Source organism: Spiroplasma endosymbiont of Atherix ibis, from assembly GCF_964020005.1.
GTDB lineage: Bacteria > Bacillota_I > Bacilli_A > Mycoplasmatales > Mycoplasmataceae > Spiroplasma_A.
Genome location: NZ_OZ026474.1, coordinates 820,918 through 846,335, shown reverse-complemented (window position 1 = coordinate 846,335; position 25,418 = coordinate 820,918). Strand labels below are relative to the sequence as shown.

Annotated in this window: 22 protein-coding genes and 3 rRNA genes; 20 read left to right on the top strand and 5 right to left on the bottom strand. The window is 27.8% G+C overall.

Annotated features, from left to right (window positions below):
• Positions 1-4 precede the first annotated feature (4 nt).
• From AACK92_RS04560 to AACK92_RS04550, 3 genes are all read right to left on the bottom strand, one after another.
• The gene (locus tag AACK92_RS04560) at positions 5-406 is read right to left on the bottom strand and encodes an HIT family protein (protein ID WP_339020533.1); all 402 of its coding nucleotides are present in this window, start codon (positions 404-406) and stop codon (positions 5-7) included.
• Positions 407-473: 67 nt separating this feature from the next.
• A complete protein-coding gene (locus AACK92_RS04555) occupies positions 474-2,207 on the bottom strand; it encodes a hypothetical protein (protein ID WP_339020531.1) in 1,734 nt (577 codons plus the stop codon).
• A 1-nt stretch (position 2,208) separates the two neighbouring features.
• Positions 2,209-4,422 (bottom strand): lipoprotein, encoded by a 2,214-nt coding sequence (locus AACK92_RS04550; protein ID WP_339020529.1) that lies wholly within the window; start codon positions 4,420-4,422, stop codon positions 2,209-2,211.
• Between the two features lie 178 nt (positions 4,423-4,600).
• Between AACK92_RS04550 and sufC the strand changes: the two genes are divergently transcribed.
• From sufC to AACK92_RS04520, 6 genes are read left to right on the top strand one after another with little or no spacing between them, the layout of a single operon-like run.
• Complete coding sequence (gene sufC / locus AACK92_RS04545) at positions 4,601-5,344, top strand: Fe-S cluster assembly ATPase SufC (protein ID WP_339020528.1); 744 nt, start codon at positions 4,601-4,603, stop codon at positions 5,342-5,344.
• Positions 5,344-6,114 (top strand): SufD family Fe-S cluster assembly protein, encoded by a 771-nt coding sequence (locus tag AACK92_RS04540; protein WP_339020526.1) that lies wholly within the window; start codon positions 5,344-5,346, stop codon positions 6,112-6,114. The genes sufC and AACK92_RS04540 overlap by 1 nt, the downstream gene beginning before the upstream one ends.
• Positions 6,114-7,328: a cysteine desulfurase gene (locus AACK92_RS04535; RefSeq protein ID WP_339020524.1), complete on the top strand. Its 1,215-nt coding sequence runs from the start codon at positions 6,114-6,116 to the stop codon at positions 7,326-7,328. Before AACK92_RS04540 ends, AACK92_RS04535 begins: the two co-directional genes overlap by 1 nt.
• A 15-nt stretch (positions 7,329-7,343) precedes the next feature.
• The gene (gene sufU, locus AACK92_RS04530; protein WP_339020522.1) at positions 7,344-7,778 is read left to right on the top strand and encodes a Fe-S cluster assembly sulfur transfer protein SufU; all 435 of its coding nucleotides are present in this window, start codon (positions 7,344-7,346) and stop codon (positions 7,776-7,778) included.
• A gap of 3 nt (positions 7,779-7,781) precedes the next feature.
• The gene (gene sufB / locus AACK92_RS04525; RefSeq protein ID WP_339020521.1) at positions 7,782-9,194 is read left to right on the top strand and encodes a Fe-S cluster assembly protein SufB; all 1,413 of its coding nucleotides are present in this window, start codon (positions 7,782-7,784) and stop codon (positions 9,192-9,194) included.
• A 58-nt stretch (positions 9,195-9,252) separates the two neighbouring features.
• A complete protein-coding gene (locus AACK92_RS04520) occupies positions 9,253-9,501 on the top strand; it encodes a hypothetical protein (protein ID WP_339020520.1) in 249 nt (82 codons plus the stop codon).
• On the opposite strand, the gene AACK92_RS04515 is transcribed toward AACK92_RS04520, so the two are convergent.
• The gene (locus AACK92_RS04515; protein ID WP_339020519.1) at positions 9,498-9,647 is read right to left on the bottom strand and encodes a hypothetical protein; all 150 of its coding nucleotides are present in this window, start codon (positions 9,645-9,647) and stop codon (positions 9,498-9,500) included. The two genes, AACK92_RS04520 and AACK92_RS04515, sit on opposite strands and share 4 nt — an antisense overlap.
• An 18-nt stretch (positions 9,648-9,665) precedes the next feature.
• Entirely contained in the window at positions 9,666-9,905 is a 240-nt protein-coding gene (locus AACK92_RS04510) for a NifU family protein (protein WP_339020518.1), read from the bottom strand.
• A 161-nt stretch (positions 9,906-10,066) separates the two neighbouring features.
• Here AACK92_RS04510 and AACK92_RS04505 point away from each other — a divergent pair, with 161 nt between their 5' ends.
• From AACK92_RS04505 to AACK92_RS04440, 14 genes are all read left to right on the top strand, one after another.
• Positions 10,067-10,207 (top strand): S1 RNA-binding domain-containing protein, encoded by a 141-nt coding sequence (locus AACK92_RS04505; protein WP_339021766.1) that lies wholly within the window; start codon positions 10,067-10,069, stop codon positions 10,205-10,207.
• 131 nt (positions 10,208-10,338) lie between these two features.
• The gene (locus AACK92_RS04500) at positions 10,339-11,619 is read left to right on the top strand and encodes a glucose-6-phosphate isomerase (RefSeq protein WP_339020517.1); all 1,281 of its coding nucleotides are present in this window, start codon (positions 10,339-10,341) and stop codon (positions 11,617-11,619) included.
• Between the two features lie 67 nt (positions 11,620-11,686).
• Positions 11,687-12,190 carry a dUTP diphosphatase gene (locus tag AACK92_RS04495; RefSeq protein ID WP_339020516.1) on the top strand — a complete coding sequence of 168 codons (504 nt, stop codon included), beginning with the start codon at positions 11,687-11,689 and terminating at the stop codon, positions 12,188-12,190.
• Between the two features lie 29 nt (positions 12,191-12,219).
• Complete coding sequence (locus AACK92_RS04490; protein WP_339020515.1) at positions 12,220-13,323, top strand: hypothetical protein; 1,104 nt, start codon at positions 12,220-12,222, stop codon at positions 13,321-13,323.
• Between the two features lies 1 nt (position 13,324).
• The gene (locus tag AACK92_RS04485; RefSeq protein WP_339020514.1) at positions 13,325-14,062 is read left to right on the top strand and encodes an RNA methyltransferase; all 738 of its coding nucleotides are present in this window, start codon (positions 13,325-13,327) and stop codon (positions 14,060-14,062) included.
• Between the two features lie 18 nt (positions 14,063-14,080).
• Positions 14,081-15,496, top strand: a complete 1,416-nt coding sequence (locus AACK92_RS04480; protein WP_339020513.1) for an NADP-dependent glyceraldehyde-3-phosphate dehydrogenase — start codon at positions 14,081-14,083, stop codon at positions 15,494-15,496.
• A gap of 153 nt (positions 15,497-15,649) precedes the next feature.
• Positions 15,650-16,798, top strand: a complete 1,149-nt coding sequence (locus AACK92_RS04475) for a phosphatase PAP2 family protein (RefSeq protein ID WP_339020512.1) — start codon at positions 15,650-15,652, stop codon at positions 16,796-16,798.
• Between the two features lie 135 nt (positions 16,799-16,933).
• Positions 16,934-18,223, top strand: coding sequence for a hypothetical protein (locus AACK92_RS04470; protein ID WP_339020511.1), 1,290 nt, complete (start codon positions 16,934-16,936; stop codon positions 18,221-18,223).
• A 361-nt stretch (positions 18,224-18,584) separates the two neighbouring features.
• Positions 18,585-20,105: ribosomal RNA gene (locus tag AACK92_RS04465) — 16S ribosomal RNA — on the top strand.
• 294 nt (positions 20,106-20,399) lie between these two features.
• Positions 20,400-23,311, top strand: a 23S ribosomal RNA gene (locus AACK92_RS04460).
• A gap of 113 nt (positions 23,312-23,424) precedes the next feature.
• Positions 23,425-23,530: ribosomal RNA gene (rrf, locus tag AACK92_RS04455) — 5S ribosomal RNA — on the top strand.
• The 16S, 23S and 5S rRNA genes sit together here, the layout of an rRNA operon.
• A 70-nt stretch (positions 23,531-23,600) precedes the next feature.
• On the top strand, positions 23,601-23,816 hold the full coding sequence (locus tag AACK92_RS04450) for a hypothetical protein (protein ID WP_339020509.1): 216 nt from the start codon (positions 23,601-23,603) through the stop codon (positions 23,814-23,816).
• A gap of 71 nt (positions 23,817-23,887) precedes the next feature.
• Positions 23,888-24,076 carry a hypothetical protein gene (locus tag AACK92_RS04445; RefSeq protein WP_339020507.1) on the top strand — a complete coding sequence of 63 codons (189 nt, stop codon included), beginning with the start codon at positions 23,888-23,890 and terminating at the stop codon, positions 24,074-24,076.
• Between the two features lie 94 nt (positions 24,077-24,170).
• Complete coding sequence (locus AACK92_RS04440; protein WP_339020505.1) at positions 24,171-25,418, top strand: hypothetical protein; 1,248 nt, start codon at positions 24,171-24,173, stop codon at positions 25,416-25,418.

Genomic DNA, 25,418 nt, shown 5'->3' with positions numbered 1-25,418 from the left:
TTTTTTAATTTATTTTTTTATAAATAATATCCAAATCTAATAAATCGCTAGGTTCATTGTTAATTTTAAACGTATATCCTTTTTCTTTTATATATTTTGGAATAATATGCTCGTGGTAGTGAAATACTACTTGAAAAGATTCAGAACCTTGATTTGATATATAATTAATCCCTTTAGGTTTTAATTTTTCTTTTAATACCTTTGCAACAACTTTTTTAGTTTTTGCTACTTCTTGTAAGTAAAAATCATCAGTTTGCTCATAATCTTCAAAATGTTTTTTTGGAATTACAAGTGAATGACCATTACTATTTGGGAATATATCTAAAAAAGCTAGTGTATATTCATTTTCATAAATAATTTTTGCATCCATTTCTTTATTAATAATTTTACAAAATATGCAATCCATTTTTTAAACCTCATTTCATTAATATTTTATAAAAAAATAAACCTTAAATTAGGTTTATTTTATTTTTTTATTCATCTTTATCATTTTCATTTTTGATGTATGATCCAATTTTATTTCACAATCCTGCATAGTATACTTCATCTTTATCTAAATATTTTGAGTATATTATTGTTTTTCCTAAATCACTTGATGTTGAATCTTTTGAAATACCATACATTATTTGATTTAGTAATGCAGTTTGTGCTTGTTTTCCTGTATTTTCATTATCTATTAATTCTTGAATATCTTTAGAATGAAGATCTCTATTATTGTTATTATTTCATCTATCTGTATATACATTATCATTACCGATTGTATTACTGAAAATCATTGCTTTTTTATCTTCTTGACTTTTACCAATTATTTCGTATGTACTATTAGTTGGATTTGATCCTCCTAATAATTCAATCATATAAACTGGTAAAACTAAAACTAAATCAGCATAGTTTGAATTTGATGAATCAACTGTTAAGAAGTTAGAACCGTTTTTAACAATTCCTGCTCCTTTTGTTCATGATTTAACATTTGCTTCATAAGCTTTTCCAGAAATAGGACTATCACCTAGTGAGCTATCTCCATTATAAATTGTTAAACCTTGATATCCACTTCATCCAAAGTATGAATCATATCCTGATTTATTATCAATTACTGGATTTGGAAGAACATTAGCTGTTTCAGAAGCTAATTTATAAATTTCACTTATAGATTTTCCAGATAATAATGCTCCACTACTTGGATCAATAATATCTGATTTTTCTCTTAAAGCTTTATTTACTTGGTCTATTTTACTTGGTTCTGTAATATCAAATCTCATTGTTCAAACCATTTTAACATTAGTTTTTCATGATTCACTTGAGCTATCACTTAAAGTTTGTGTTTTAGCAAAAACAGAAGAAGAATTTATATATGGACTTTTTCCTTTATCTTTACTTTCTTTAATATCAAACATTGTTGATTTTAAATAAGCTGTTGTTAGTAGATTTTCATTTAATTCTTCTAAGATTTTTGACTTAAAATATTCTTGAAATCTTAAATATAAAGCTGTTTTTGAACTTATTTTATGATATTTATCATTTTTATCTAATACTCCAAAGATTTCTTCTTTAATTCCACTATATTCACTTGTTAGATCTCTTAATTCTGGAAGATGTGCTGCTTTATTTTTTAAATTTTCATTTGTAAATCTTCAAATTTTATCTTTATTAGCAGCATTCCCACTATTAAAATAAATATATTTATTTTTTGATGAAACATTGATGTCTTCTGTTCCATTAAATGATTTTACAGTTGTATCTTTTTGGATGTTTAAACTATAATTGTTTTGAACACTTCAATAATCAAGTCTATCACCTTTTATTGACTTAGTATACTCTTCAAAAAGTTTATTTTCAGCTATTGTTCTTGATTCTAAATTATATTTATTTTTAAATGCTTCTTCTATACCATTACTATCAGAATTATATTTTTCTTTAAAACTTAATTTATCATACATACTATTTGTAGAATCAAATGAATATTGTAATGAAAGCAGTTCATTTACCATATTAATTACTACTGATTCAATTTCTGCATCAGTAAACATTGAACCAAAGTCAATATTTGCTAAATCTTTATTTCCTGAAATAGAAACTAATAATTGTTTTGCTAATTCTCTATTTAATTTTGGACTTTTAATTCTTTCTTTTGAACCACAAGCAGCAACTAAAGAAGGGGAAGCTACAGTTAATGAAACTGCACTAAGTATTCCTAGTAATTTTTTCATTTTATATACCTCCTTTTTTATAAAAATAGTAAGAGTTTTCAATATTTATATAAATTAAATTATTGTTTGTAGGTATTCAGAATTTATTCTCTACTTTTGCAACAATTTCTCCATCATATCAAGTATTTTTTATAGTTTTTTTTGGATAACCACTTGCATCTGTTTTAGCTTCAATATCATCAGCTCATTTATTATTTGCATTATAAAATGCTCTTGAAGAACTTTGTCAAATTCAACTTTGTTTTGTTTTAACTTGACTATCAAATCATTCTTTTGTTTTGTTTATTATTTCTTGTGTTGTTTCATCATCACTTTTACCAAATTCTACATAGTTTTGTATAAATTTTTCTTGAGATAAATTTTTTTCAGTTCCTTTAGAAATTTCAAAGAAATAATCAAATACACAAGCCATTCAATAAGTATTTGAAGAGTCACTTGCTGCTGAACTTACTTGAGCTCATTCTTTAACTTCTGTCATAATATCAAAACTAGAAGCTGATCCCGAAAGACCTTTTAACATTGAAGTATTAACTAAATAATGAAGATAATTATTTTTAACTGTTGAATTTAAACTTTTATAGTAACTTCCTTCTTTATTTTTTTCTTCATTGCTAATATTTTGAAGTTCTTCAACTTTTTGTTCAGGTTTTAGTTTATTGAAGTTTTTAAATTTATTTAATTCTTTTGTTGTATTAGAATTTATTTTTGTTCCATCTAATCCTTCTTGTTTATAACCTTTTTTATATTTATCATCTTTTATTAAAAGTTCATATTTATCAATTTTAACAATGTGAAGTCCTGAAGTATCTACATAAAATATTTGTCCTTTATCATTGTAAGCATAGAAGCTTTTATCAGTTCCTTTTTTTCTTGAAATTTGATCAATTAAAGTTTCAATTGAAGGTGTTGCTTCTAATTTTATTCCATTTTTATTGTCACTATAACTTAAAACATAGTCATAAACTGCAGTTCTCATATCTTGTGTAAATGTTGAGTTACTTAAAGTCATTAATTTATCATAATGTTTAACAGTAGCATCTTCTCTAAAGTCAGCTTTTCCTGCTATCATTCAACGATTTCAACTAGCATCTCCAAAATTAGTATCAATTGCTGCTGTTAAAAGTCTATTAGATTTAGTTTCATCTTGTTTATCTTTTGATTTAAAACTATTTTGAGTAAATCCTTTATCAAATGATCCACCTTCAGAAAAAGGTATTACAACTTCACTTATTGCAAGTGGAGCTTGCGTATTATATCATTTGTCTAAAAAGAATCTTTGAGAATTACTTAAGAAACCAGCTCTTGAATTATTTGTATCACTAACTGTAAAGTTATTTAAATTAACTGGTGCATCATTTGTAATTTTATTTTTATCAATTTTAATAATTTCTTTAGCTTTATTAGCTAATTCAATATCTGACATTGATGAAGTTATTTTTGTTTCTTCTCAGTTATTTGTATTATCTTGTGTTGAATTTTTAATTTGAGATAACTGATCTAAGTCTGTTCTTAAATAATTTGCAATAGAAGAGTCACTTGCATCTGATGCTTTAACGATTCTTTCTAAAGCAGTATATTTTTTAACAATATCATTTGAACTTATTCAAGTAACACCCATTTGATCTGTGTTAATTAAAATATCTAATAATGTTTTTGAAGCATTATTATTTGCATCTGATAATAAAATATTTGATTTATATTTGTTTTCTAGGAAATCTTTGTCCATTGATTTGACATCATCTTGATAAATACTATACTTGTTAACAAGCATTTTATTTCATTCTTTTTCTCATTTTTTACCGTGGTCTTTTTTATACTTATCTTTTTCACTTGATATTTGTCTATCAAATGCATCATTTAAAGCATTTCATCTTTCTTTTAAGATTTTTGCTAGATCATAATTTGTATAAATGTTTTTGTCATTTATAAGATCTTTATTGCTTTCTGAATTTGTTAGAATAGATAAATTTATCATTTTTAGAAGATCCAAAGTAAGTTTTTCTTTATTTTTTGGACCGTTTTCAGCATTAATTAGTTTAACTAATATATCATTTGTACTAATTTTTGCTTTTCCATTTATTGATTGTAAAAATTGAATAAGAATTGAGTTTCCGTCTTTATCTTTTTTGTCATAGTTTGTACCACAAGCAACAGCCATTTGTGCTGTTGTTGCAACTAAACTAACACTTCCTAACAGTGTTAATAATTTTTTCACACCATTCACTCCTTGGTTTTTGTATCAAAATAATTATAAAGAAAAAATTACTAAAAAGACATTAAATTGTAATTAATTATTAAATAAATTATTTTTTAACTTATCTTCAAAATCATTTAAAAATGAATACTCTTTTTATTGATAAATAATTATAATAATAAGGCAAGGAGTTTTTGAAATGCATAAATTAGAAATACAAAATCTATATGTAAGTATAGAAGAAAAAGAAATTTTAAAAGGAGTTAATTTAACTGTAAAATCAGGAGAAATTCATGCTCTTATGGGTCCTAACGGTAATGGAAAATCAACATTACTTATGGCTATTATGGGACATCCAAAGTATGAAATTACGTCAGGAGATATTTTAATTGATGGTGAATCAATTTTAGATAAGAGTGTTGATGAAAGAAGCAAAGCAGGACTATTTTTAGCAATGCAAAATCCACAAACTATTCCTGGAGTATCAAATTTAGAATTTTTAAAATATATTGTTAATGCTCACAATGAAGAAAAGAAAAAATTACAAGAAATTTTTAAAGATATTAAAACAGGAGCAAAAGATTTGGATTTTGATTTAAATATGTTAAAAAGATTTGTAAATGATGGGTTTAGTGGGGGAGAAAAGAAAAAAAATGAGATTTTGCAATTAAAAATGTTAAATCCAATATTTAGTTTAATTGACGAAATTGATTCAGGCTTGGATGTTGATGCTTTAGAAGTAGTTTCAAAAAATCTTAATCAAGTTGATTTAACAAGAAATGCAATGATTATTGTTTCTCACTATGATAGATTTTTTAAAAAAGTAAAACCTACACATGCTCACGTTATTATTGAAGGAAAAATAGTGACAAGTGGAGGAAATGAAATTGTGGATAGAATTAATAAAGAAGGTTATTCATGAGTAAAGGAATTAGCTAAATAATGACTAATTTTGAATTAAATAAAACATATATAGATTTTAGAAATAACTTACCTTCGAGTTTTACTTTTAGTAGTAATGAAAATAAAATAATATTATTAGAAAATAAATTTGGAAAAGTGGATTTAAATTTAGAAAAAGATGTTGAAATAAATATAATTATTTTATTTCTTCCTTCAAAAAGTATTTCAAAAAAAGAGTTTAATATTAACTTTAATTTAAGTAAAAACTCAAAATTAAATTTAAAAATATCAAATATAGCAAATTATAATTGTGATGATAACTTTACAATTAATTTGAATGAAGAAAATACAGCAATTGAATTTTATAATGCAACAATCGTTAATAAAAACTTTAATAAAAATTCAATTATTAAATCAGTTCATAATGCTAGAAATTCTTATTCAAATATTAAAACTTATGAAGTTTTGAAAGATACTTCAAAAGGTTTTATAAGATGTATTAGTGATATTAAAAAAGGTTCTAATCAAGCTGAATCTCATCAAGAATTAAGATTATTAGTTCTTGATAAAGAAGCAAAAGCAGATTCTGATCCAGTTTTATTAATAGATGAAAATGATATTGTTGCAAGTCATGCCAATGCTATTGGTATGCTTGATCCAGATCAAGTATTTTATTTATTATCAAGAGGTTTAAATAAAATACAAGCTCAGGAATTAATTATTAATGGTTATTTTGAACCAATATTTCAAGAAATTAGTGATGAAAAATTACTTAATTACTTAAAAGAAAAATTAAAGGAAATGATCTAATGAATTTTAAAGATAACTTTTCATATTTTAAAAATAATTCTAATGAAATTTATTTTGACTCAGCAGCAACTTCTATTAAATTTGATGAAGTTATTAAAGCACAAAGTGAATATGATTTAAAAATAGGAGCAAATACTCATAATAATTTGTTTGATAATTCTTATAAAGCTAATCAAATGTTAAGTGAAACAAGACAAAAAATTGCTAACTTTATTGTAATAGAGGATAAAAATGAAATTATTTTTACAAGTGGAACAACTCACTCATTAAATCAATTAGCATTTGGAATGAGAAGTTATTTAAAAATAAATGATGAAATTTTATTAACAAAAATTGAGCACTCTTCAAATTTATTGCCTTGAAAAGTTTTAAGTGAAGAGTGTAAATTAAAAATAGATTATTTAGAATTAGATGAAAATTTTCTAATTGATATTTCTAAAATTAAGGATAGATTAACAAAAAAAACAAAAGTTATTTCATTTGCAATGAATTCAAATACTACAGCAGGTTTAAATAATGTTAAAGAAATTGTAAAAGAAATAAAAAAATTTAATAAAGAAATAATCATAATATTGGATTTAGCTCAATCAATTGCTCATAATATAATAAATGTAAGAGAATTAGATGTTGATTGTATAGCTTTTTCAACGCATAAAATTTATGGACCATTTGGTTTAGGAATATTGTGAGCAAAAAAAGAAATCCTGCAATGATTAAAACCAATATTTTATGGTGGGGGAAATAATACAAATATTGAACTTAATAATTATAAATTGGCACCTATCCCAGAAAAATTTGAAGCAGGAACTTTAAATTTATCTGCAATATATGCTTTTAATAAGTGTTTAGATATAATCAATGCAATAAAAATGCAAAATTTAATTGATTATGAAAAGGATTTAAAAAAATATTTTAGAAGTAAATTAAATCAAATAGATAAATCAAAATTTGAATTTTACAATATAGAAAATGATCAGCCAATTGTTTTATTTAATTTAAAAAATGTAAATTCTCAAGATTTTGGTGCTTTTTTGAATAAAAAATACAATATATCAGTTAGAGTTGGTAAACACTGTGCTAGATTAGCAAATGATTTGTTTAAAGTTAATTCAACAATAAGAGCAAGTTTTTCAATATACAATACAAAAAAAGATATTGATAAGTTTATAGAGGCTTTAAAAGATTGTGATAGTTGAATAAATGAATTAATATAAGGAGGTTTTAATATAATGTTTGATAAAAATGATAAAATACAATTAAGACAAATAATAATAGAACATTATACTGAACCAGACTTTAAAGGTTTAATTGAAAACAATAAAGCAATTATAAAGTTTCAAGATTCACCTACATGCAGTGATGAAATAAATGTTCAACTATTAATAGAAAATGACAATATTGTAGAAGCTAGATTTGATGGTAATGCATGTGCTATTTCAACAGCTTCAACAGATATACTTTGTTCTAAAATAAAAGGCTTAAATATTAAAGAAGCTCAAGATCAACTTATAAATTATTACAATATGATTTCGGGAAATGAATATAATGAGTTAATTTTAGATGAATTAATTGTATTTTGAGAAATAAATAAACAAGGAAATAGAATAAATTGTGCTCTTTTAGGAGCAGATGGATTTAAATCAATTTTAAAAAAGGAGGTGTAGAAAATGAAAAAATTAAAACAAGAAGAAGAAATAAAACAAATATCTGATTATAAGTATGGTTTTAATGAGGGAGAAGTTTCTACATATAAAGTACAAAAAGGATTAAATGTAGAAATTGTAAAAGAGATTTCTAAACATAAAAATGAACCAAAATGAATGCTAGATTATAGATTAGAAAGTTTAAAAATATTTGAACAAAAACCTCAAACAAATTTTGGGCCTGACTTAAATTGAATTAATTTTAATGATTATTATTACTATACAGAAGGTGCTGGTAAAACTGTAAAAACTTGAGATGAAATACCAGATAATATTAAAAGAACTTTTGATCGCTTAGGAATTCCTGAAGCAGAAAAAAACTTTTTAGCAGGTATTAATGCACAATGAGATGCTCGTCCAGTTTATGAAAGAATGAATGAAGAGTTAGAAAAACAAGGAGTTATTTTTACAGACTGTGATAGTGCTTTGAACAAATACCCAGAATTGTTTAAAAAGTATTTTGGACAATTAGTTAAAAATGATGATAATAAATATGCTTCATTAAATGGAGCTGTTTGATCAGGGGGAACTTTTATTTATGTGCCAAAAGGTGTTAAATTAGAAAAACCCTTACAAGCTTATTTTAGAATTAATTATCAAGCTTCAGGTCAATTTGAAAGAACTTTAATAGTTATTGAAGATGATGCAGAACTTCATTATATTGAAGGGTGTACTGCTCCAATTTATTCAGAAAATAATTTACATGCAGCTATAGTAGAAATATTTGTTGGTAAAAGATCAAGTGTTAGATATACAACAGTTCAAAATTGAAGTGACAATGTTTTAAATTTAGTTACAAAAAGAAGTCTTGTTGAAGAAGATGGAAGAATGGAATGAATTGATGGAAATATTGGTTCAAAAGTAAATATGAAATATCCATCATGTATTTTAAAAGGTGATAGATCACAAGGTGATACAATCTCTATTGCTGTTGCAAAAAAAGGTGTTTATCAAGATGCTGGAAGTAAAATGATTCATTTAGGAAAAGAAACAAAATCTAAAATAGTTTCAAAATCAATTACATTTCAGGGTGGAACTGCAAATTATAGGGGTTTAGCTTATATTGGACCAAATGCAATTAATTCTAAAGCAAGAGTTGAATGTGATACATTAATTTTGGACAATCAATCACATTCAGATACTATTCCTCAAAATAAAGTCCATAACAATCAATCACAAATTGAACATGAAGCTACAGTTTCAAAAGTAAGTGAAGAACAATTATTTTATTTAATGAGTAGGGGATTAGATGAACAACAAGCCTTAGAAATTATTGTTATGGGTTTTTTAGAACCCTTTACAAAGGAATTACCATTAGAATATGCAGTTGAGCTAAATCAACTAATAAAAATTGATATGGAAGGCTCTGTAGGATAACAAAAAAAGCAATTAATTAATTGCTTTTTTTGTTATGCATTTATAATAAAATAAAGTAGTGAGTTCAATTTTAAAACTAATTTTTCCTACTTTAAAAGAGAAATTATTTACTTCAGGTATTGTTTTATCAACATTTTCAAATCATTCCATATATTTATTACTTGTACATTTTTTCTTACAATTTGTACAAATAATTATTTTAATTTCATTTCTTTTAATAATTGCTTTTATTTCTACAACGTATCATTCAAAATTATTTTTAGGATACTGATCTGAAAAATATTTATCAAAAGCATCTGAAAGTTAACGTTCTCCTGCATCAATTTTTTGTTTTTTGTCATTATACTTTTTAATTAAAAAAGGAAGTATAAAAGATACTGTAACTAGAGTTATTACTGAAATACCATTAAATGTTGCAATTATAATATCTGTTTCTGGAGTTAAAAAAACCATATAATAAAGTCCTCTTTTCTACATTACAAGTTCTACACCATCAATGTCATAAGGAAATTCTTCAATAAGAACTCCTTCAACACCTTCTTTAAATGTCAATTCTGTTAAACCACATCCAACACAATTACCTTTAAGTCTTATATAAACTAATCTATTTTTGATAGCAACAAATTCCATATCTCCACCATCTTGTGTGATATACATTCTTAATTGTTCAAGAGTAGCTTTTACTTTCTCTTCTAAATTAATTTTTTCCAAAATTTCACCTACTTTTTAAAAAATTTTTTTAAAATTATTATTGATATTACAAATTAAGTTTATAATTAATTTGTAAGGAGAGCAATAGGATGTTAAAAAAAGGACAAAAAGTAAAAACTAAAATTACTGCTATAGTGAAATATGGAGCTTTTTGTTAAGTAATCGATGAAGACAAAGTAATAAAAGGATTAATTCATATTTCAGAAATATCAGATTTTTATGTTAAAAGTATTGATGAGTTTTTAAATTTAAATGAAGAATATGAAGTTGAAATTATAGATATTTTAAATGATAAGAATTAAGTAAAATTAAGTTATAAATCAATTAGACCAGAATTATTAAAAGCACCATAAATTAAAATTAAAGAAACAAAAAGTGGATTTGATAATCTAAAAAATAGCGTAAAATCATAGTAACAAGGAGCAATATTAATATGATAAAAATAAATTTTAAAGATTCAAAAATTGAAAAAGAAATTAAATCATTTGATGAATCAAGAGTGAAAAAAATACATGAAATGATTGAAAATAAAACAGGAGTAGGAAATGATTTTTTAGGTTGAGTTAATTGACCAATTGATTTTGATAAAGATGAATTAAATAAAATGAAAAAAGTAGCTACTAATTTAAGATCAAAAATAAATGTTTTATTAGTTGTTGGTATTGGAGGAAGTTATTTAGGCACTAGAGCAGCTGATGAAATGATTAGAGGATTATATTCAAATGATAAAGTTGAATTAATTTATATTGGAAATACAATATCTTCTACTTATACTGAACAAATAGTTAATTATGTTAAAAATAAAGAATTTGGAATAGTAAATATTTCAAAATCAGGAACTACAACAGAACCTGGTATTGCATTTAGAGTTTTTGAAAAACTTTTAGTTGATTTAAAAGGAAAAGAAGTAGCTAAGGAAAGAATTGTTGCAGTAACAGATAAAGCAAAAGGAGCTTTAAAACAGTTAGCAACAGCTGAGGGTTATGAAACTTTTACAATACCAGATGATATTGGAGGGAGATTTTCAGTATTTACACCAGTTGGTATTTTTCCATTATTAGTATCAGGAGTTAATGTTGATGATATCTTCAAAGGAGCTAAAAAAGCTATGGAAGATACAAAAAATATTAATAATGAAGCATATAAATATGCAGTTGCAAGATATATTTTAAATACTCAAAAAGAATATAAAGCAGAAACTTTAGTTAGTTATGAATTGCAAATGCAAATGTTTACAGAATGATGAAAACAATTATTTGGTGAATCAGAGGGGAAAGATGGTAAAGGTTTATTTCCTACTAGTTGTGTATTCTCAAAAGATTTACATTCATTAGGACAATTTATTCAAGAAGGAACAAAAAATGTTTTATTTGAAACAATAATTAGTGTTAAAAAACCCAATCTTGATTTAAAAGTACCAATGAATAAGGAAGATTTAGATGGACTAAATTATTTAACTAGTAAATCTTTTCATGAAATTAACCAAGTTGCACTTGAAGGTGTAATTGATGCTCATGCAAACACAGGTGAAATTCCTAATATAATATTGGAATTTGAAAAAATGGATGCAGAAATGTTTGGTTATGCAATTTATTGATTTATGAAAGCTTGTGCTTTGAGTGGGTATTTATTAGAAATTAATCCCTTTAATCAACCAGGAGTTGAAGTTTATAAAACAAATATGTTTAAATTACTTAAAAAACCAGGATTTTAAAAAATAAAAAAATGATAGCAAACTATCATTTTTTTAAACTAAAATTACTTTATAGGAGAAAGAAAATATGTTAACAAAAGACGATTTAATTTATTTAAAAGATAAACAAATAATTTTAGATAACTATATAATGGAAACAAAAAAAATAGTTATAAATGAAATAATAATTAAAAAGAAAATAATAGCTTTTTTAGTAGAAATTTCTGAATTTATAAATGAATATAGATCATTTAAATATTGATCAAATAAAGGTCCAAGTGAAAGAAAAATTATATTAGAAGAGTTAATTGATTGTTTACATTTTATTATTAGTTTAGGAACTAACCTAAATTTTGATTTCTCTAAATTTAATAATAAAATTACACAAGCAAGTGATATAGATTCTTGAAGCATTAATGTTTATAGAAAAGCTTTAATTTTAGAAGAAAATTTTAATACTCAATCATATTATCAGTTATTAGATGAATTTTTATCAATAACTTATATTTTAGATATAAGTAGGAATGAAGTCTTAAATTTTTATAATAAAAAAAATGAGATTAATTTTAATAGACAAGATACAGGGTATTAAAAAATATTAAAATGTAAGGGGATAGTTATATGTCAACAAAAAAAGATTTAAAAAGCATTTATAATTATAAGCCCTTAAATCCTGGTGATCCTAAAATACCTTCTTTTTATCAAGAAATAAGTAATGAAACTATTAGTTCATTGTATGAATCCAATTTTCATTTTGAATCAAGTATTAATAAATTTAGTGTTGAAAAAAATAAAAATGATTCTGAAGTTTTAATAGAGGGATTAGAAGATAAAAAAGAAAACGCAAGTAGTATTATTGCTAGAATTAAAGAGTTAAATGAGTTAAAAGATTCAACTAAAACAGAAGATGAAATAGTAACAAGTGAAGTTATTATGCCAGATCCAACTTCAGAATTAAATCTTTTTAATATAATTAGAAGTAATAAATATAGAAGTATGGAAAATATTAATAAAACTAAACAAACTATTCAAAAAACTCGCAAAGAAGTTAGAATGAAACTTACAGAAAAGGAAGTAAAAAAGATTTTAAATACTTTTAAAATCAAAGTTATAAAAATTACTCAAAAAGAAGTTGTTATTAAGAATAGTAAATATGGTTTTGAAATTTTTAAAAAAATATCTGATAATAGATATTGAGTTGTTGCTTCTTGCTTTGAAGAAATTTGAAATCCTAAAAAAATTAACTATTTTAATTTATGAAATGGTAATGCGTTTATAGGTTATGGTTTTCATGAATTTGATGAAATGATTGAAAAAACAAAAAACTTAATGACAAAAGGTAAAATAGGAAATATAATTTGAAGAGATTTTGTGATTGGTTGAAATAAAGAAAAAAATAGATTTTATGCAGCAGATAAACCAACTCAATTTACTTTTGAAGAATATAAAAAAATAGTTAAATGATATAAAGAAAATAAAATTTGAATTTTAGTCAAACAAACTAAAGTTAAAGATATTGAAGATTTAATGGAAGAAAATAGATTGAAGCGAAAAAATGGTGAAAAATTATCAGCTATGTCAACAATACAAGCAAAATTACTTGATCCACCACGTAAAGCTTCACTAGTTTTTGGATATCCTGTTAATAATCCAAAATACAAAGGAAAGGAATTTGCAAACCCTGAAAATAAATTATATGAAATAGGTTTTGCTTTTACTGAATAAAATGAAAATCACATCGGTTACTAATGGTTTAATTGAAGAAATTTTATCTTACAAGGAAACAAAAAATCAAAAACAAACAAATAAATATCTTATTGAAGGAATAAAAATGGTTGATTTAGCTATAAAGAAAAATGTAGTTGAAATGATTTTAGTTGAAACAAAATTATTTAAAAAGTACAAAAGTTTTTCAAATGTAGTTGAAATATCAGATAATGTTTCAAAAAAATTATCTGATTTAAAAACAAATCAATCTATTTTTGCTGTTTGCAAAATTATAAAGCAAGAAGATTTACCAGGAAATTATCTTATATTAGATGGAATTCAAGATCCTGGAAATCTTGGAACTTTAATAAGAAGTGCATTTGCTTTTGGTTTTAAAAACATAATTTGTTCAAATGATTGTGTAAGTTTTTATAACTCCAAAGTTTTGAGAGCAACTCAATCTAATCACTTTGACTTAAATCTCAAAAATGAAGAACTAATAAATTTTATAAATAAATTAAAGCAAAGGAATATAATAATTTTAGGTACTTTATTAAAAGAAAAAAGCTGTAATTTAAGTGAAATAAAAGATAAAAAAATAGCTTTAATACTTGGAAATGAGGGTAAAGGTATTTCAAAGGAAGTATCTAAAACTATAGATAAAAATGTAATAATTAAAACAGATTCAGAATTGGAAAGTTTAAATGTTGCAATTGCAGGATCAATTTTAATGAATAATATTTATTCATTAAAATAAAAGAAAGGAAATTTAATAATGAGACAATATAATGCTTTAATTAATAATGAATTAGTAGACAATGGACAATGATTAGAAATAATTAATCCTGCAATTTTAACAGTAGCAGGAAAAGTAACAGCGTTATCTGCTAAGGATATTAATAATGCTTTTAGTGTTGCAAGAAGTTCTCAACAAAGTTGAGAAGAGGTATCATTACTTGATAGAATTTCTATTTTAAAAAAATTTAGAGATTTAATTGATAAAAATAAAAATGAAATAGCTCAAATAATTTCAGAAGAAATTGCAAAAAACTTAAAAGATTCACTTTCAGAAGTTGTTAGAACAATTGAAATTATAGACTATACTTTTGAAGAAGCTAAAAGAATGGAACCATTAGCTTTAACTGGTGAAGGAATGGGTGCTAAAAATAAAATTGGAATTTTTTCAAGAGTTGCAAAAGGAGTTGTACTTACAATTTCACCTTTTAATTATCCTTTTAATTTAGCTTTTGCAAAAATTATTCCAGCATTAGTAATGGGAAATACAGTAGTATTTAAACCTGCAACAGCAGGAAGTTTAGTTGGAACTTATATGTCTAAACTAGTAATAGAGGCAGGTTTTCCAAAAGGTATTTTTAACATTATTACAGGTAGAGGAAGAGAAATTGGCGATATTATTACTTCAAATCCAGAAATTGATATGATTTCTTTTACAGGAAGTGTTGAAATTGGAAATCAAATAAGAAAAATGGGAAGTTCAACTGACTTGGTATTAGAATTAGGGGGAAAAGATCCCGCTTTGGTATTAGATGATTTAAATTTAGAAAAATATGCAGATGAAATAGTAAATGGTGCATATGGATATTCAGGGCAAAGATGTACAGCAGTTAAAAGAGTTCTTGTTAGCAATAAAATAGCTGATAAATTATTACCAATATTAAAAGCAAAAATTAATTTATTAAGTGTTGGAATGCCCAAAGATAATGCTTTTATTACTCCTGTAATTGATGAAAAATCAGTAGATTTTATTCAAGGATTAATTGATGATGCAAAAAATAAGGGTGCTTCAATTATTACTGGAGATAAAAAGCAAAAAAACTTAATGTGACCTACATTAATTGATAATGTAACAACTGAAATGAGAATAGCATGAGAAGAGCCATTTGGACCAGTTTTACCAATTTTAAGAATAGATTCAATAGATGAAATGATTAAAATTGCAAATGAATCACAATTTGGTTTACAAGCAAGTATATTTTGTCAAGACATTTCAAAAGCATTATTAACAGCTAAAAGAATAAAAACAGGTACAGTAAATATTAATTCAAGACCGCAACGAGGACCAGATAGTTTTCCTTTCCTAGGAATAAAAGACTCAGGAGAGGGTGTACAAGGCATTAGAGAATCTCTTTTAAGTATGACAAGATATCAAGGACTAGTAATTAATTATTAAAAAAATGAAGTTAATTTAGTGTATAATATAATTGTATTAATTAAATATTTTAATAAATTCTTTATATATCTATTATTTTTTAGTACAATTTTTTTAGAAATCTAATGATGTCTTTTGTTTTTCTTAGAAATAATCAATATATTAGGGGGCAAAATGTTTAATAAAAATAACAAAAGTTATACAACTTTAAAAATTTTATTTTTATCCTTTTTAATTTTCTCAATAATATCATTTATATTATCAAGTTTTTATGATATTGAAATAAATAAATGATTTGCAAAAGGAATGGATATATATTGATTAAAAATGTTATCTTGAGTTTATGAAGAAATTGGAATGACACAATCATACTTGTTTATCTTTTTGTTTATAGCTATTTATTTTGAAATAAAAGTAATTGAAAGAAAAGATAAAAAAAGTTGAAAGTATGTTCTTTGAATATTTTATATCGCAGTTTTAATTTTTTGAATTACAGCAAATTCTATATGAATTGCAACTACAACAAAAATTGATGATGGTTTTGGTGTTGGAATAAGTGGTTGATTTTTAGAGTCATATGATATTAGACAAATAATACTTATAGTTTTATTTTTAATTGAATCAATTGCTATAGCAATTACATTTTGATATATAAGATTTATTTTTATTAAAAAACCTTATTCTATTCTTTGTGAATATAAAGTTGATACTATTAAAGCTTTTAGTGCTTTTATATTTAGCAGTTTTGTTGTTTTTTCAATGAAAGTAATTTTTGGTAGACCTTATTTTTATAGTGTTGATTTTGAAAATATTTTTTACTCAGATAGAGTAGAACCTTTATGAAAACAATATTGATTAGAAACAGGTCATAAAATCAAAAGTTGAGGAGTTATTAATCAAACAACAGGACGTGTAAATGGAGTAGAGTATTTAGAATGATGACAAATAAATAATTTTTTTTCTAATATTGGAGATCTTTTTGCTCCATTAGGAACTGGCAAAGCTGGATGATGAAATTTGGATTTTCCATCAGGTCATATGATATCTTTTTTTACAATGATATATGCATCTTATTTTTTTATTGGAAGAAATAGAAAAATAAATTGAAAAATCTGAAGTGTTGTTATAATTTGATTTATTCATTTAAATATTGTTCAATACACTCAAATAATTTCAAGAACACATTGAATATCTGATACTTCATTTTCTATTATTTTATGTTTAGTAATATTAATATTTAATGGAAAGATAATTGATTTACTTAGACAAAAAATTACTAATAATAAAAAAAATAAAGAGCACAAAGAGAAAAAAGTTGTATAAATTATTTAAAATAAATATTATCTACTAAATAAATTTATTAGTGACATGTTTTTATAATTTTATTACTTGTCTTTCATTTTTTTAAGTGCTAAAATATTTATGTATTTTAGGGCTATATAAGATAGGGGCATTTAAATGAAAATTAATATATTTTTTGGCGTTTTAAGTTGATTAACAGCATTAATATTAAGTTTTTTTGGATTTTTTATGATTGGTGATAAATTTGGTTTATTTAACTCAGTTTTAGGATTTTCATTACTTAGAAATTTACAAATAGTTTCAATTTTAATATTATTATTATTGTTTATTTTTGGAATATTAGGATTATCTATAAAAAAAGGGATTGCTATTCCAACTTTGTATACAATACTGGCTGTAAGTTTGGTAATTATTAGCATAGTTTTTTTAATAAGTTTAATTCAAAAATATTCTTCATTAACTATAAATATATCAGTAATAAGTTTATTTTTAAAAAATATAATAATTTTATCAATTAGTTCAATATTGCTATTAGTTTCAATAGTATTTATTTTTTTGGTTTCAAAAAACAAAGATCAAAAAGTAACAGAAAAAAGCAATGTTTTATCAAAAAGTGCTTTAAATGATTTGTCATCTATAAGTTCTAAAGAAAGTGTAAAAAAAATTCCTGAATTTAATCCAGAATTTACTTCTACTCCAAATGAAAAAACATTTAATATGGTAGATAAACTTGCTAAGTTAAAAGAAGATATTAATAATAATAAATTTCATGAAGAAGAGTTAATAGAAGAAGAAAAAGATAGTTCTTTAGAAAATGCTTTTTTTGATAATAATTCATTAGAAAACATTCCTTTAGAAGATGATTCATATAAAAACAATTCATTAGGTGTTGATTTTTTAGAAAATAATAAATCATCTTCTAAATCAGAAGATATAATTTTACAAGAAAATAAATATAGTGAAATTGAAAATAGTTCAATTGCAAGAAAACCAAATGATGTTATGAAAAATGCAGCACCTGTTAATAATATTCCTAAATTAGAAGAATTGCCTACTATTATAGAACCTAAAGATCCTTATAAACAAACTATAGTTCCTAGAAGATCTGCACAAAGAGCTGGTGAATTTGATCAACCAATTGGTAATGTTGTAAATCCAACTTATGTTCAAAGAAATATTAGAAAAACTCCTAAATTAGATGAAAATTACCAAGGAAAAGTCTTTTTAGGTGATTCTGACAGAATTTGAGAGGCAATGAAAAAACAAAATAGAAAATTGACTCCAAAAAAACTTAAAACAGATCAGGGTTTAAGCAAGACAAATACTGTAAATAATTTGAATAAACAAAAAACAAAAACTATGGATATAAATATTGATAATATTTTAGATCCTGTAAATAATCAAAATGATGAACAATTTACACCAACAATAGATTGAGATGAATAAAATAAAAAAGTTTAAACTTTTTTATTTTTTTTGTACTTTTTATTTTTTATTATGTTATTATCTTTCTTGTCAATGACAATGCCTATTTTAAATGGTTTTTAAGATTTAAAAATTATTTTTTGGTTAAGTTTAACTGCAAAGAAAAATTTAAAAAAAAGTTTAAAAAAATTTTAAAAAAGTATTGCTTATTGGTTTTGAATCATATATATTCTTATATGTCGTTAATTGAGAAAAAAACTAGCGTAAAATGATCTTTGAAAACTAGATAGAACAACAACCAATTAATTTGTACAATTTATACAAGTTCAATTATTTGAGAATCAAGATATAGTCATGAATCAAAATTTTCACATTGATTAAATTTAATGAGAGTTTGATCCTGGCTCAGGATGAACGCTGGCGGCATGCCTAATACATGCAAGTCGAACGGGGTGCTTGCACCCAGTGGCGAACGGGTGAGTAACACGTATCTAATCTACCTTTTAGTGGGGGATAACAGTTGGAAACGACTGCTAATACCGCATACGACATCATTATCGCATGAGAAGATGTTGAAAGGCCCGTTTGGGTCGCTAGAAGATGAGGATGCGGCGTATTAGCTAGTAGATGGGGTAATGGCCCACCTAGGCAATGATACGTAGCCGAACTGAGAGGTTGATCGGCCACATTGGGACTGAGATACGGCCCAGACTCCTACGGGAGGCAGCAGTAGGGAATTTTTCACAATGGACGAAAGTCTGATGAAGCAATGCCGCGTGAGTGATGAAGGTCTTCGGATTGTAAAGCTCTGTTGTAAGGGAAGAACAACTAGAAGAGGAAATGCTTTTAGTTTGACGGTACCTTACCAGAAAGCTACGGCTAACTATGTGCCAGCAGCCGCGGTAATACATAGGTGGCAAGCGTTATCCGGATTTATTGGGCGTATAGGGTGCGTAGGAGGTTAGTTAAGTTTGAGGTTAAAGCCCGGAGCTCAACTCCGGTTCGCCTTGAAAACTGGCTGACTAGAATGCAGGAGAGGTAGATGGAATTCCATGTGTAGCGGTGAAATGCGTAGATATATGGAGGAACACCAGTGGCGTAGGCGGTCTACTGGCCTGTTATTGACTCTGAGGCACGAAAGCGTGGGGAGCAAATAGGATTAGATACCCTAGTAGTCCACGCCGTAAACGTTGAGTACTAAGTGTCGGCATTAAGTCGGTGCTGCAGCTAACGCATTAAGTACTCCGCCTGAGTAGTATGCTCGCAAGAGTGAAACTCAAAGGAATTGACGGGGACCCGCACAAGTGGTGGAGCATGTGGTTTAATTCGAAGCAACGCGAAGAACCTTACCAGGGCTTGACATCCAGTGCAAAGCTACAGAGATGTAGTGGAGGCTAACATTGAGACAGGTGGTGCATGGTTGTCGTCAGCTCGTGCCGTGAGGTGTTGGGTTAAGTCCCGCAACGAGCGCAACCCTTATCATTAGTTACTAACATTAAGTTGAGGACTATAATGAGACTGCTAGTGTAAGCTAGAGGAAGGTGGGGATGACGTCAAATCATCATGCCCCTTATGTCCTGGGCTACACACGTGCTACAATGGCTGATACAAAGAGTTGCAATCCTGTGAGGGGGAGCTAATCTCAAAAAGTCAGTCTCAGTTCGGATTGAAGTCTGCAACTCGACTTCATGAAGCCGGAATCACTAGTAATCGCGAATCAGCAATGTCGCGGTGAATACGTTCTCGGGTCTTGTACACACCGCCCGTCACACCATGAGAGTTGGTAATACCAGAAGCACGTATCTTAACCGTAAGGAGGGAGCGTACCAAGGTAGGATTAGCGATTAGGGTGAAGTCGTAACAAGGTATCCGTACGGGAACGTGCGGATGGATCACCTCCTTTCTATGGAGTATTCGTAGATTAAGAGAAAAAGCTGAGTGAAACGATAAAACAGCTTATGATTATATCTCGTTCTATCTAGTTTTCAGAGATTGTTTTTGTGGGCTTTTTTGCCCAAACAATTTCTGTAAAGAAAATCGTTCTTTGAAAACTGAATATTAGATGAAAATAGACATTTTATTTTTCTTACGTTTATAAACAATATAAAACGTATTAGTAATTTAATTTAGATTAATACTAAGAAAACTAAAATTTCATTAATTTTATAGATTATCTATATATGCAATAGGTTTTTCTTTAGAAAGTATAGTAAGGGCGTATGGTGAATGCCTTGGAAAATGGAGCCGATGAAGGACGTGACTACCTGCGAAAAGTGCCGGGGAGCTGGAAGTAAGCTTTGATCCGACAATGTCCGAATGGGGAAACCCAGCACGATTAATCTCGTGTTATCCATAACTGAATACATAGGTTATGAGAAGGGAACCTTGGGAACTGAAACATCTTAGTACCAAGAGGAAAAGAAAACGAATGTGATTCTGTAAGTAGCGGCGAGCGAAAGCGGAATAGGCCAAACCGGTCTACGGGCCGGGGTTGTAGGACTCATGTTAGAGTTACAAAGTTAGTGTATAGCAGAAGCTGTTGGGAAGCAGTGCCGCAGAGGGTGATAGCCCCGTATGCGAAATGCATTAACCTCGAGTGAGTATCCTGAGTACGGCGGGGCACGAGAAACCCTGTCGGAATCTACCCAGACCACTGGGTAAGCCTAAATACTACCATTTTACCGATAGTGAACCAGTACCGTGAGGGAAAGGTGAAAAGTACCCCGTGAGGGGAGTGAAATAGTACCTGAAACCATACGCTTACAAGAAGTCAGAGCCCGTTAATGGGTGATGGCGTGCTTTTTGTAGAAAGAGCCGGCGAGTTACGATATCGTGCAAGGTTAAGTGGAATCCACGGAGCCGTAGTGAAAGCGAGCCTTAATAGGGCGTTTAGTACGATGTCGTAGACACGAAACCGGGTGATCTAGCCATGAGCAGGTTGAAGTTAGGGTAAAACCTAATGGAGGACCGAACCAACGTTCGTTGAAAAGACCGTGGATGACTTGTGGCTAGGGGTGAAATTCCAATCGAACCCGGAGATAGCTAGTTCTCCCCGATATAGCTTTAAGGCTAGCGTCGAGGTAAAGGATTATGGAGGTAGAGCTCTGAATGTGTGATGGCCCCACCTAGGGGTACTGATCACAATTAAACTACGAATGCCATAATTTCATACTCGGCAGTCAGAACATGGGTGATAAGGTCCATGCTCGTGAGGGAAACAGCCCAGATCAACAACTAAGGTCCCTAAATTTACGCTAAGTGTGTAAGGATGTGGAAGTGCACAGACAGCTAGGATGTTGGCTTAGAAGCAGCCATCATTTAAAGAGTGCGTAACAGCTCACTAGTCGAGTGCTTCTGCGCCGAAAATGTACCGGGGCTTAAGCGTAGTACCGAAGTTTTGGATTTGCAGCAATGCAAGTGGTAGGGGAGCGTTTTAATTGCGATGAAGTTCGACCGTGAGGACGTGTGGAGCGATTAGAAGTGATTATGCCGGCATGAGTAACGTTTGGGAGTGAGAATCTCCCATGCCGTTTGACCAAGGTTTCCTGGGCAAGGTTCGTCCACCCAGGGTTAGTCAGGACCTAAGGCGAGGCCGAAAGGCGTAGTCGATGGACAACAGGTTGATATTCCTGTACCACCTAGTAAAGTGATGGAGTGACGGAGAAGGATAGTGGATGCCGGCTGTTGGTTATGCCGGTCTAAGCACAAAGAGGTGTACGTTGGCAAATCCGCGTACTGTAACCTTGAAGTGTTATGGGGAGTGAACGCTTCGGCTAGTAGCGAAGTCCATGACTCCACGCTTCCAAGAAAAGCTTCTAGCGTTAATTTACTAGGTGCCTGTACCTAGAACGAACACACGTGGTCAAGGAGAGAATCCTAAGGCAAGCGAGATAACTATAGCTAAGGAACTCTGCAAAATCACCCCGTAAGTTAGCGAGAAGGGGTGCTCACTTTATGTGAGCCGCAGTGAAGAGGAAGGGGCAACTGTTTAGCAAAAACACAGCTCTCTGCAAAGTCGTAAGACGAAGTATAGGGGGTGACGCCTGCCCAGTGCCGGAAGGTTAAGAGGAGATGTTAGCTTTGGTGAAGCATTGAATTGAAGCCCCGGTGAACGGCGGCCGTAACTATAACGGTCCTAAGGTAGCGAAATTCCTTGTCAGGTAAGTTCTGACCCGCACGAAAGGCGTAATGATCCCTTCGCTGTCTCGGCTATAGACTCGGTGAAATTTTAGTACCAGTGAAGATGCTGGTTACCCGCAACTAGACGGAAAGACCCCGTGGAGCTTTACTATAACTTAATATTGAATCTTGGTGTAACATGTAGAGGATAGGTGGGAGACTTTGAAGCGGTCACGCTAGTGGCTGTGGAGTCATCCTTGGAATACCACCCTTGTTACATTGAGGTTCTAACCTAGACCCGTTATCCGGGCCAGGGACAGTGTTTGGTGGGTAGTTTGACTGGGGCGGTCGCCTCCTAAAATGTAACGGAGGCGCTCAAAGGTACCCTCAGTACGGTTGGAAATCGTACGAAGAGCGCAAAGGTATAAGGGTGCTTAACTGCGAGACTTACAAGTCGAACAGATGCGAAAGCAGGACTTAGTGATCCGGCGGTCCCGTGTGGAAGGGCCGTCGCTCAACGGATAAAAGTTACCCCGGGGATAACAGGCTTATCTCCCCCAAGAGTTCACATCGACGGGGAGGTTTGGCACCTCGATGTCGGCTCATCGCATCCTGGAGCTGTAGTCGGTTCCAAGGGTTGGGCTGTTCGCCCATTAAAGCGGTACGCGAGCTGGGTTCAGAACGTCGTGAGACAGTTTGGTCCCTATCTGTTGTGGGCGTAGGAAAATTGAGAAGAGCTGTTCCTAGTACGAGAGGACCGGAATGGACGCACCCCTGGTGCTCCTGTTGTCACGCCAGTGGCATAGCAGGGTAGCTATGTGCGGAAAGGATAATCGCTGAAGGCATCTAAGCGAGAAGCCTCCTTCAAGATGAGTTTTCCCATTCTTCGGAAGTAAGATCCCATGTAGACCACATGGTTGATAGGTTGGGTGTGTACGCACGGTGACGTGTTTAGCTAACCAATACTAATAGATCGAGGTCTTTCAAAGAAAAACCAAAACAAATTGCTTGTATAGATATATAAAATCATCTAGTATTCAGTTTTGAGAGTACGATTTAGTTTTCAAAAGAAAACTTAGTCTCTTAGACAAAAAAACTTAAGATCTGGTGGTCATAGCGCTGAGGTCACACCTGTTCCCATGCCGAACACAGAAGTTAAGATCAGCTACGCCGACGATAGTATAATGCAAAAATAGGGCGCTGCCAGTTTAAAAGTTTTAAAACCTACTCTTAAGAGTAGGTTTTTTTATAAAATATTATAGAGATAAGAGGAATTTTTATGTTAGTAGAAGAGATTACAAAAAAATTCAAAAAAAAGTTTATAGAAACTAAAATTGAAGATATTAAATTTAAATGGGAATTTGAAGATTTTTTCAATGTTTTAAATATAAATAACTTCTTTACTATGATGCAAAAACAACTAAAAGTTGAATATAACTTTAATCAAGAAAAAGATATAAAAGAAAAAATAGAAAAAAAAGAAGCTTACTTTTAAAAACATTTGATCAAGCAAAACAAATAAATATTGCTATTTCTGATTTAAATAAATTAAATAATTTAATTCACATGACTTATATGGAAGTTAAAGATATTATTAATAATGGTTTGATTGTTTATTTATTTTATGAAAAATTGCACTGTTCAATAGAATACAAAAATAGTTACTATGATACTGATAAATATTTTTTTCTTAAAATATCAAATTTTGAAAAGAAATTAAATATTTATTTAAATACTTTTATAAAATCTTTTTAGAAACTAAAAAAATATTATTATTTAATTTTTATTGCTTTATTAATTGTTTTAAAATATTAATTTCTATAAAATATTTTAGAAAAGATTGATAATTATGGCAATAAAAAAATTAGATAATGTTATTGAGTTAGTATTTTTTTCAAAAGTTTATTTTGAAATTGAAGAATCTTTTAGTTTTACAAAAATAAATAAGTTTTGATGAAAAAATGTTGTAATACAAATTTATAAATATAAAAATAAGTATTTTATTATTTGTACTTTGGATTTTGGTATTGCAAATGCTAGTATGACAACAACTTATATTTTAAACAAATATAAAAATATAAAATATTTATTAAGTTTTGATTTTATTGATAAAAGATTTACTAATTTACCAAATAATATGAAAATTACTTTTTCTAAAAATTTTTATTATTTAAATGCAGATTTTTCAAAATTTGAAAATACAAATTTAAATCAAATATTTAATGAAAAAAAAGTATTCTCTTTTAAGTCACCAAAATTAAATAATATAGAAAATTTTAAAATGAAACAGTTAGAACTTTTAACTGCTACATCAGATTCAATTAAACCAGGTTTTGATATTAATTTTTCTTTAATAAATTCAGAAAGTTGTGCTATTGCACAAGTAGCATATAAATATGCAATTGATTATGTTTCATTTAATATTTTTCATGATAGTTTTCCTATTTATAAAGTAAATTCAAATAATATTTTAAAGTACTTTGAAAATATAGAATTTTTTAAAGATAGTTTTTATAAAATAATTCTTTACTTTATGAATAATATTAATTGAGATATTAATAAAATATCTGATAGTGTATTTTCATTCATAATAGAAATTTGTAAATGTGATAATTTCAATTGACTTAAATATATAATTAAAGAGTATAAAAATATAAAAGCTATTAATAAAAATACATTATTAATTTTGAATGATAATAAAAAACCTAGTCAAAATATTGAATTTCTTATTTTAAATGATGAGATTAAAGATTTAGAAAATAATTATTTTTCTTATATTTATAAAAAATGCAATAAAATAGATAATATTTTTAAAAATATAAAACTAAGTTATGAATCGCTTTTATTTACACAATCTAAATTTGATTTAAATAAATTTGTATATAAATATTATAGTAATAAAATATTTGATAATTTAATTGAGAAATCAAATATTTTAAAAACTTTAAATAGTAATCTTATAATTAAAGTAGAAATAAATTATTCATTTTTTATATATAATCTCAAAAATAAAGAAGTTATAGATGATAATAAAATTTCAACTTCAGTTTTTATTTTAAAACTTTTAAATGAATTAAATAAAAAGTTACTTAAATAA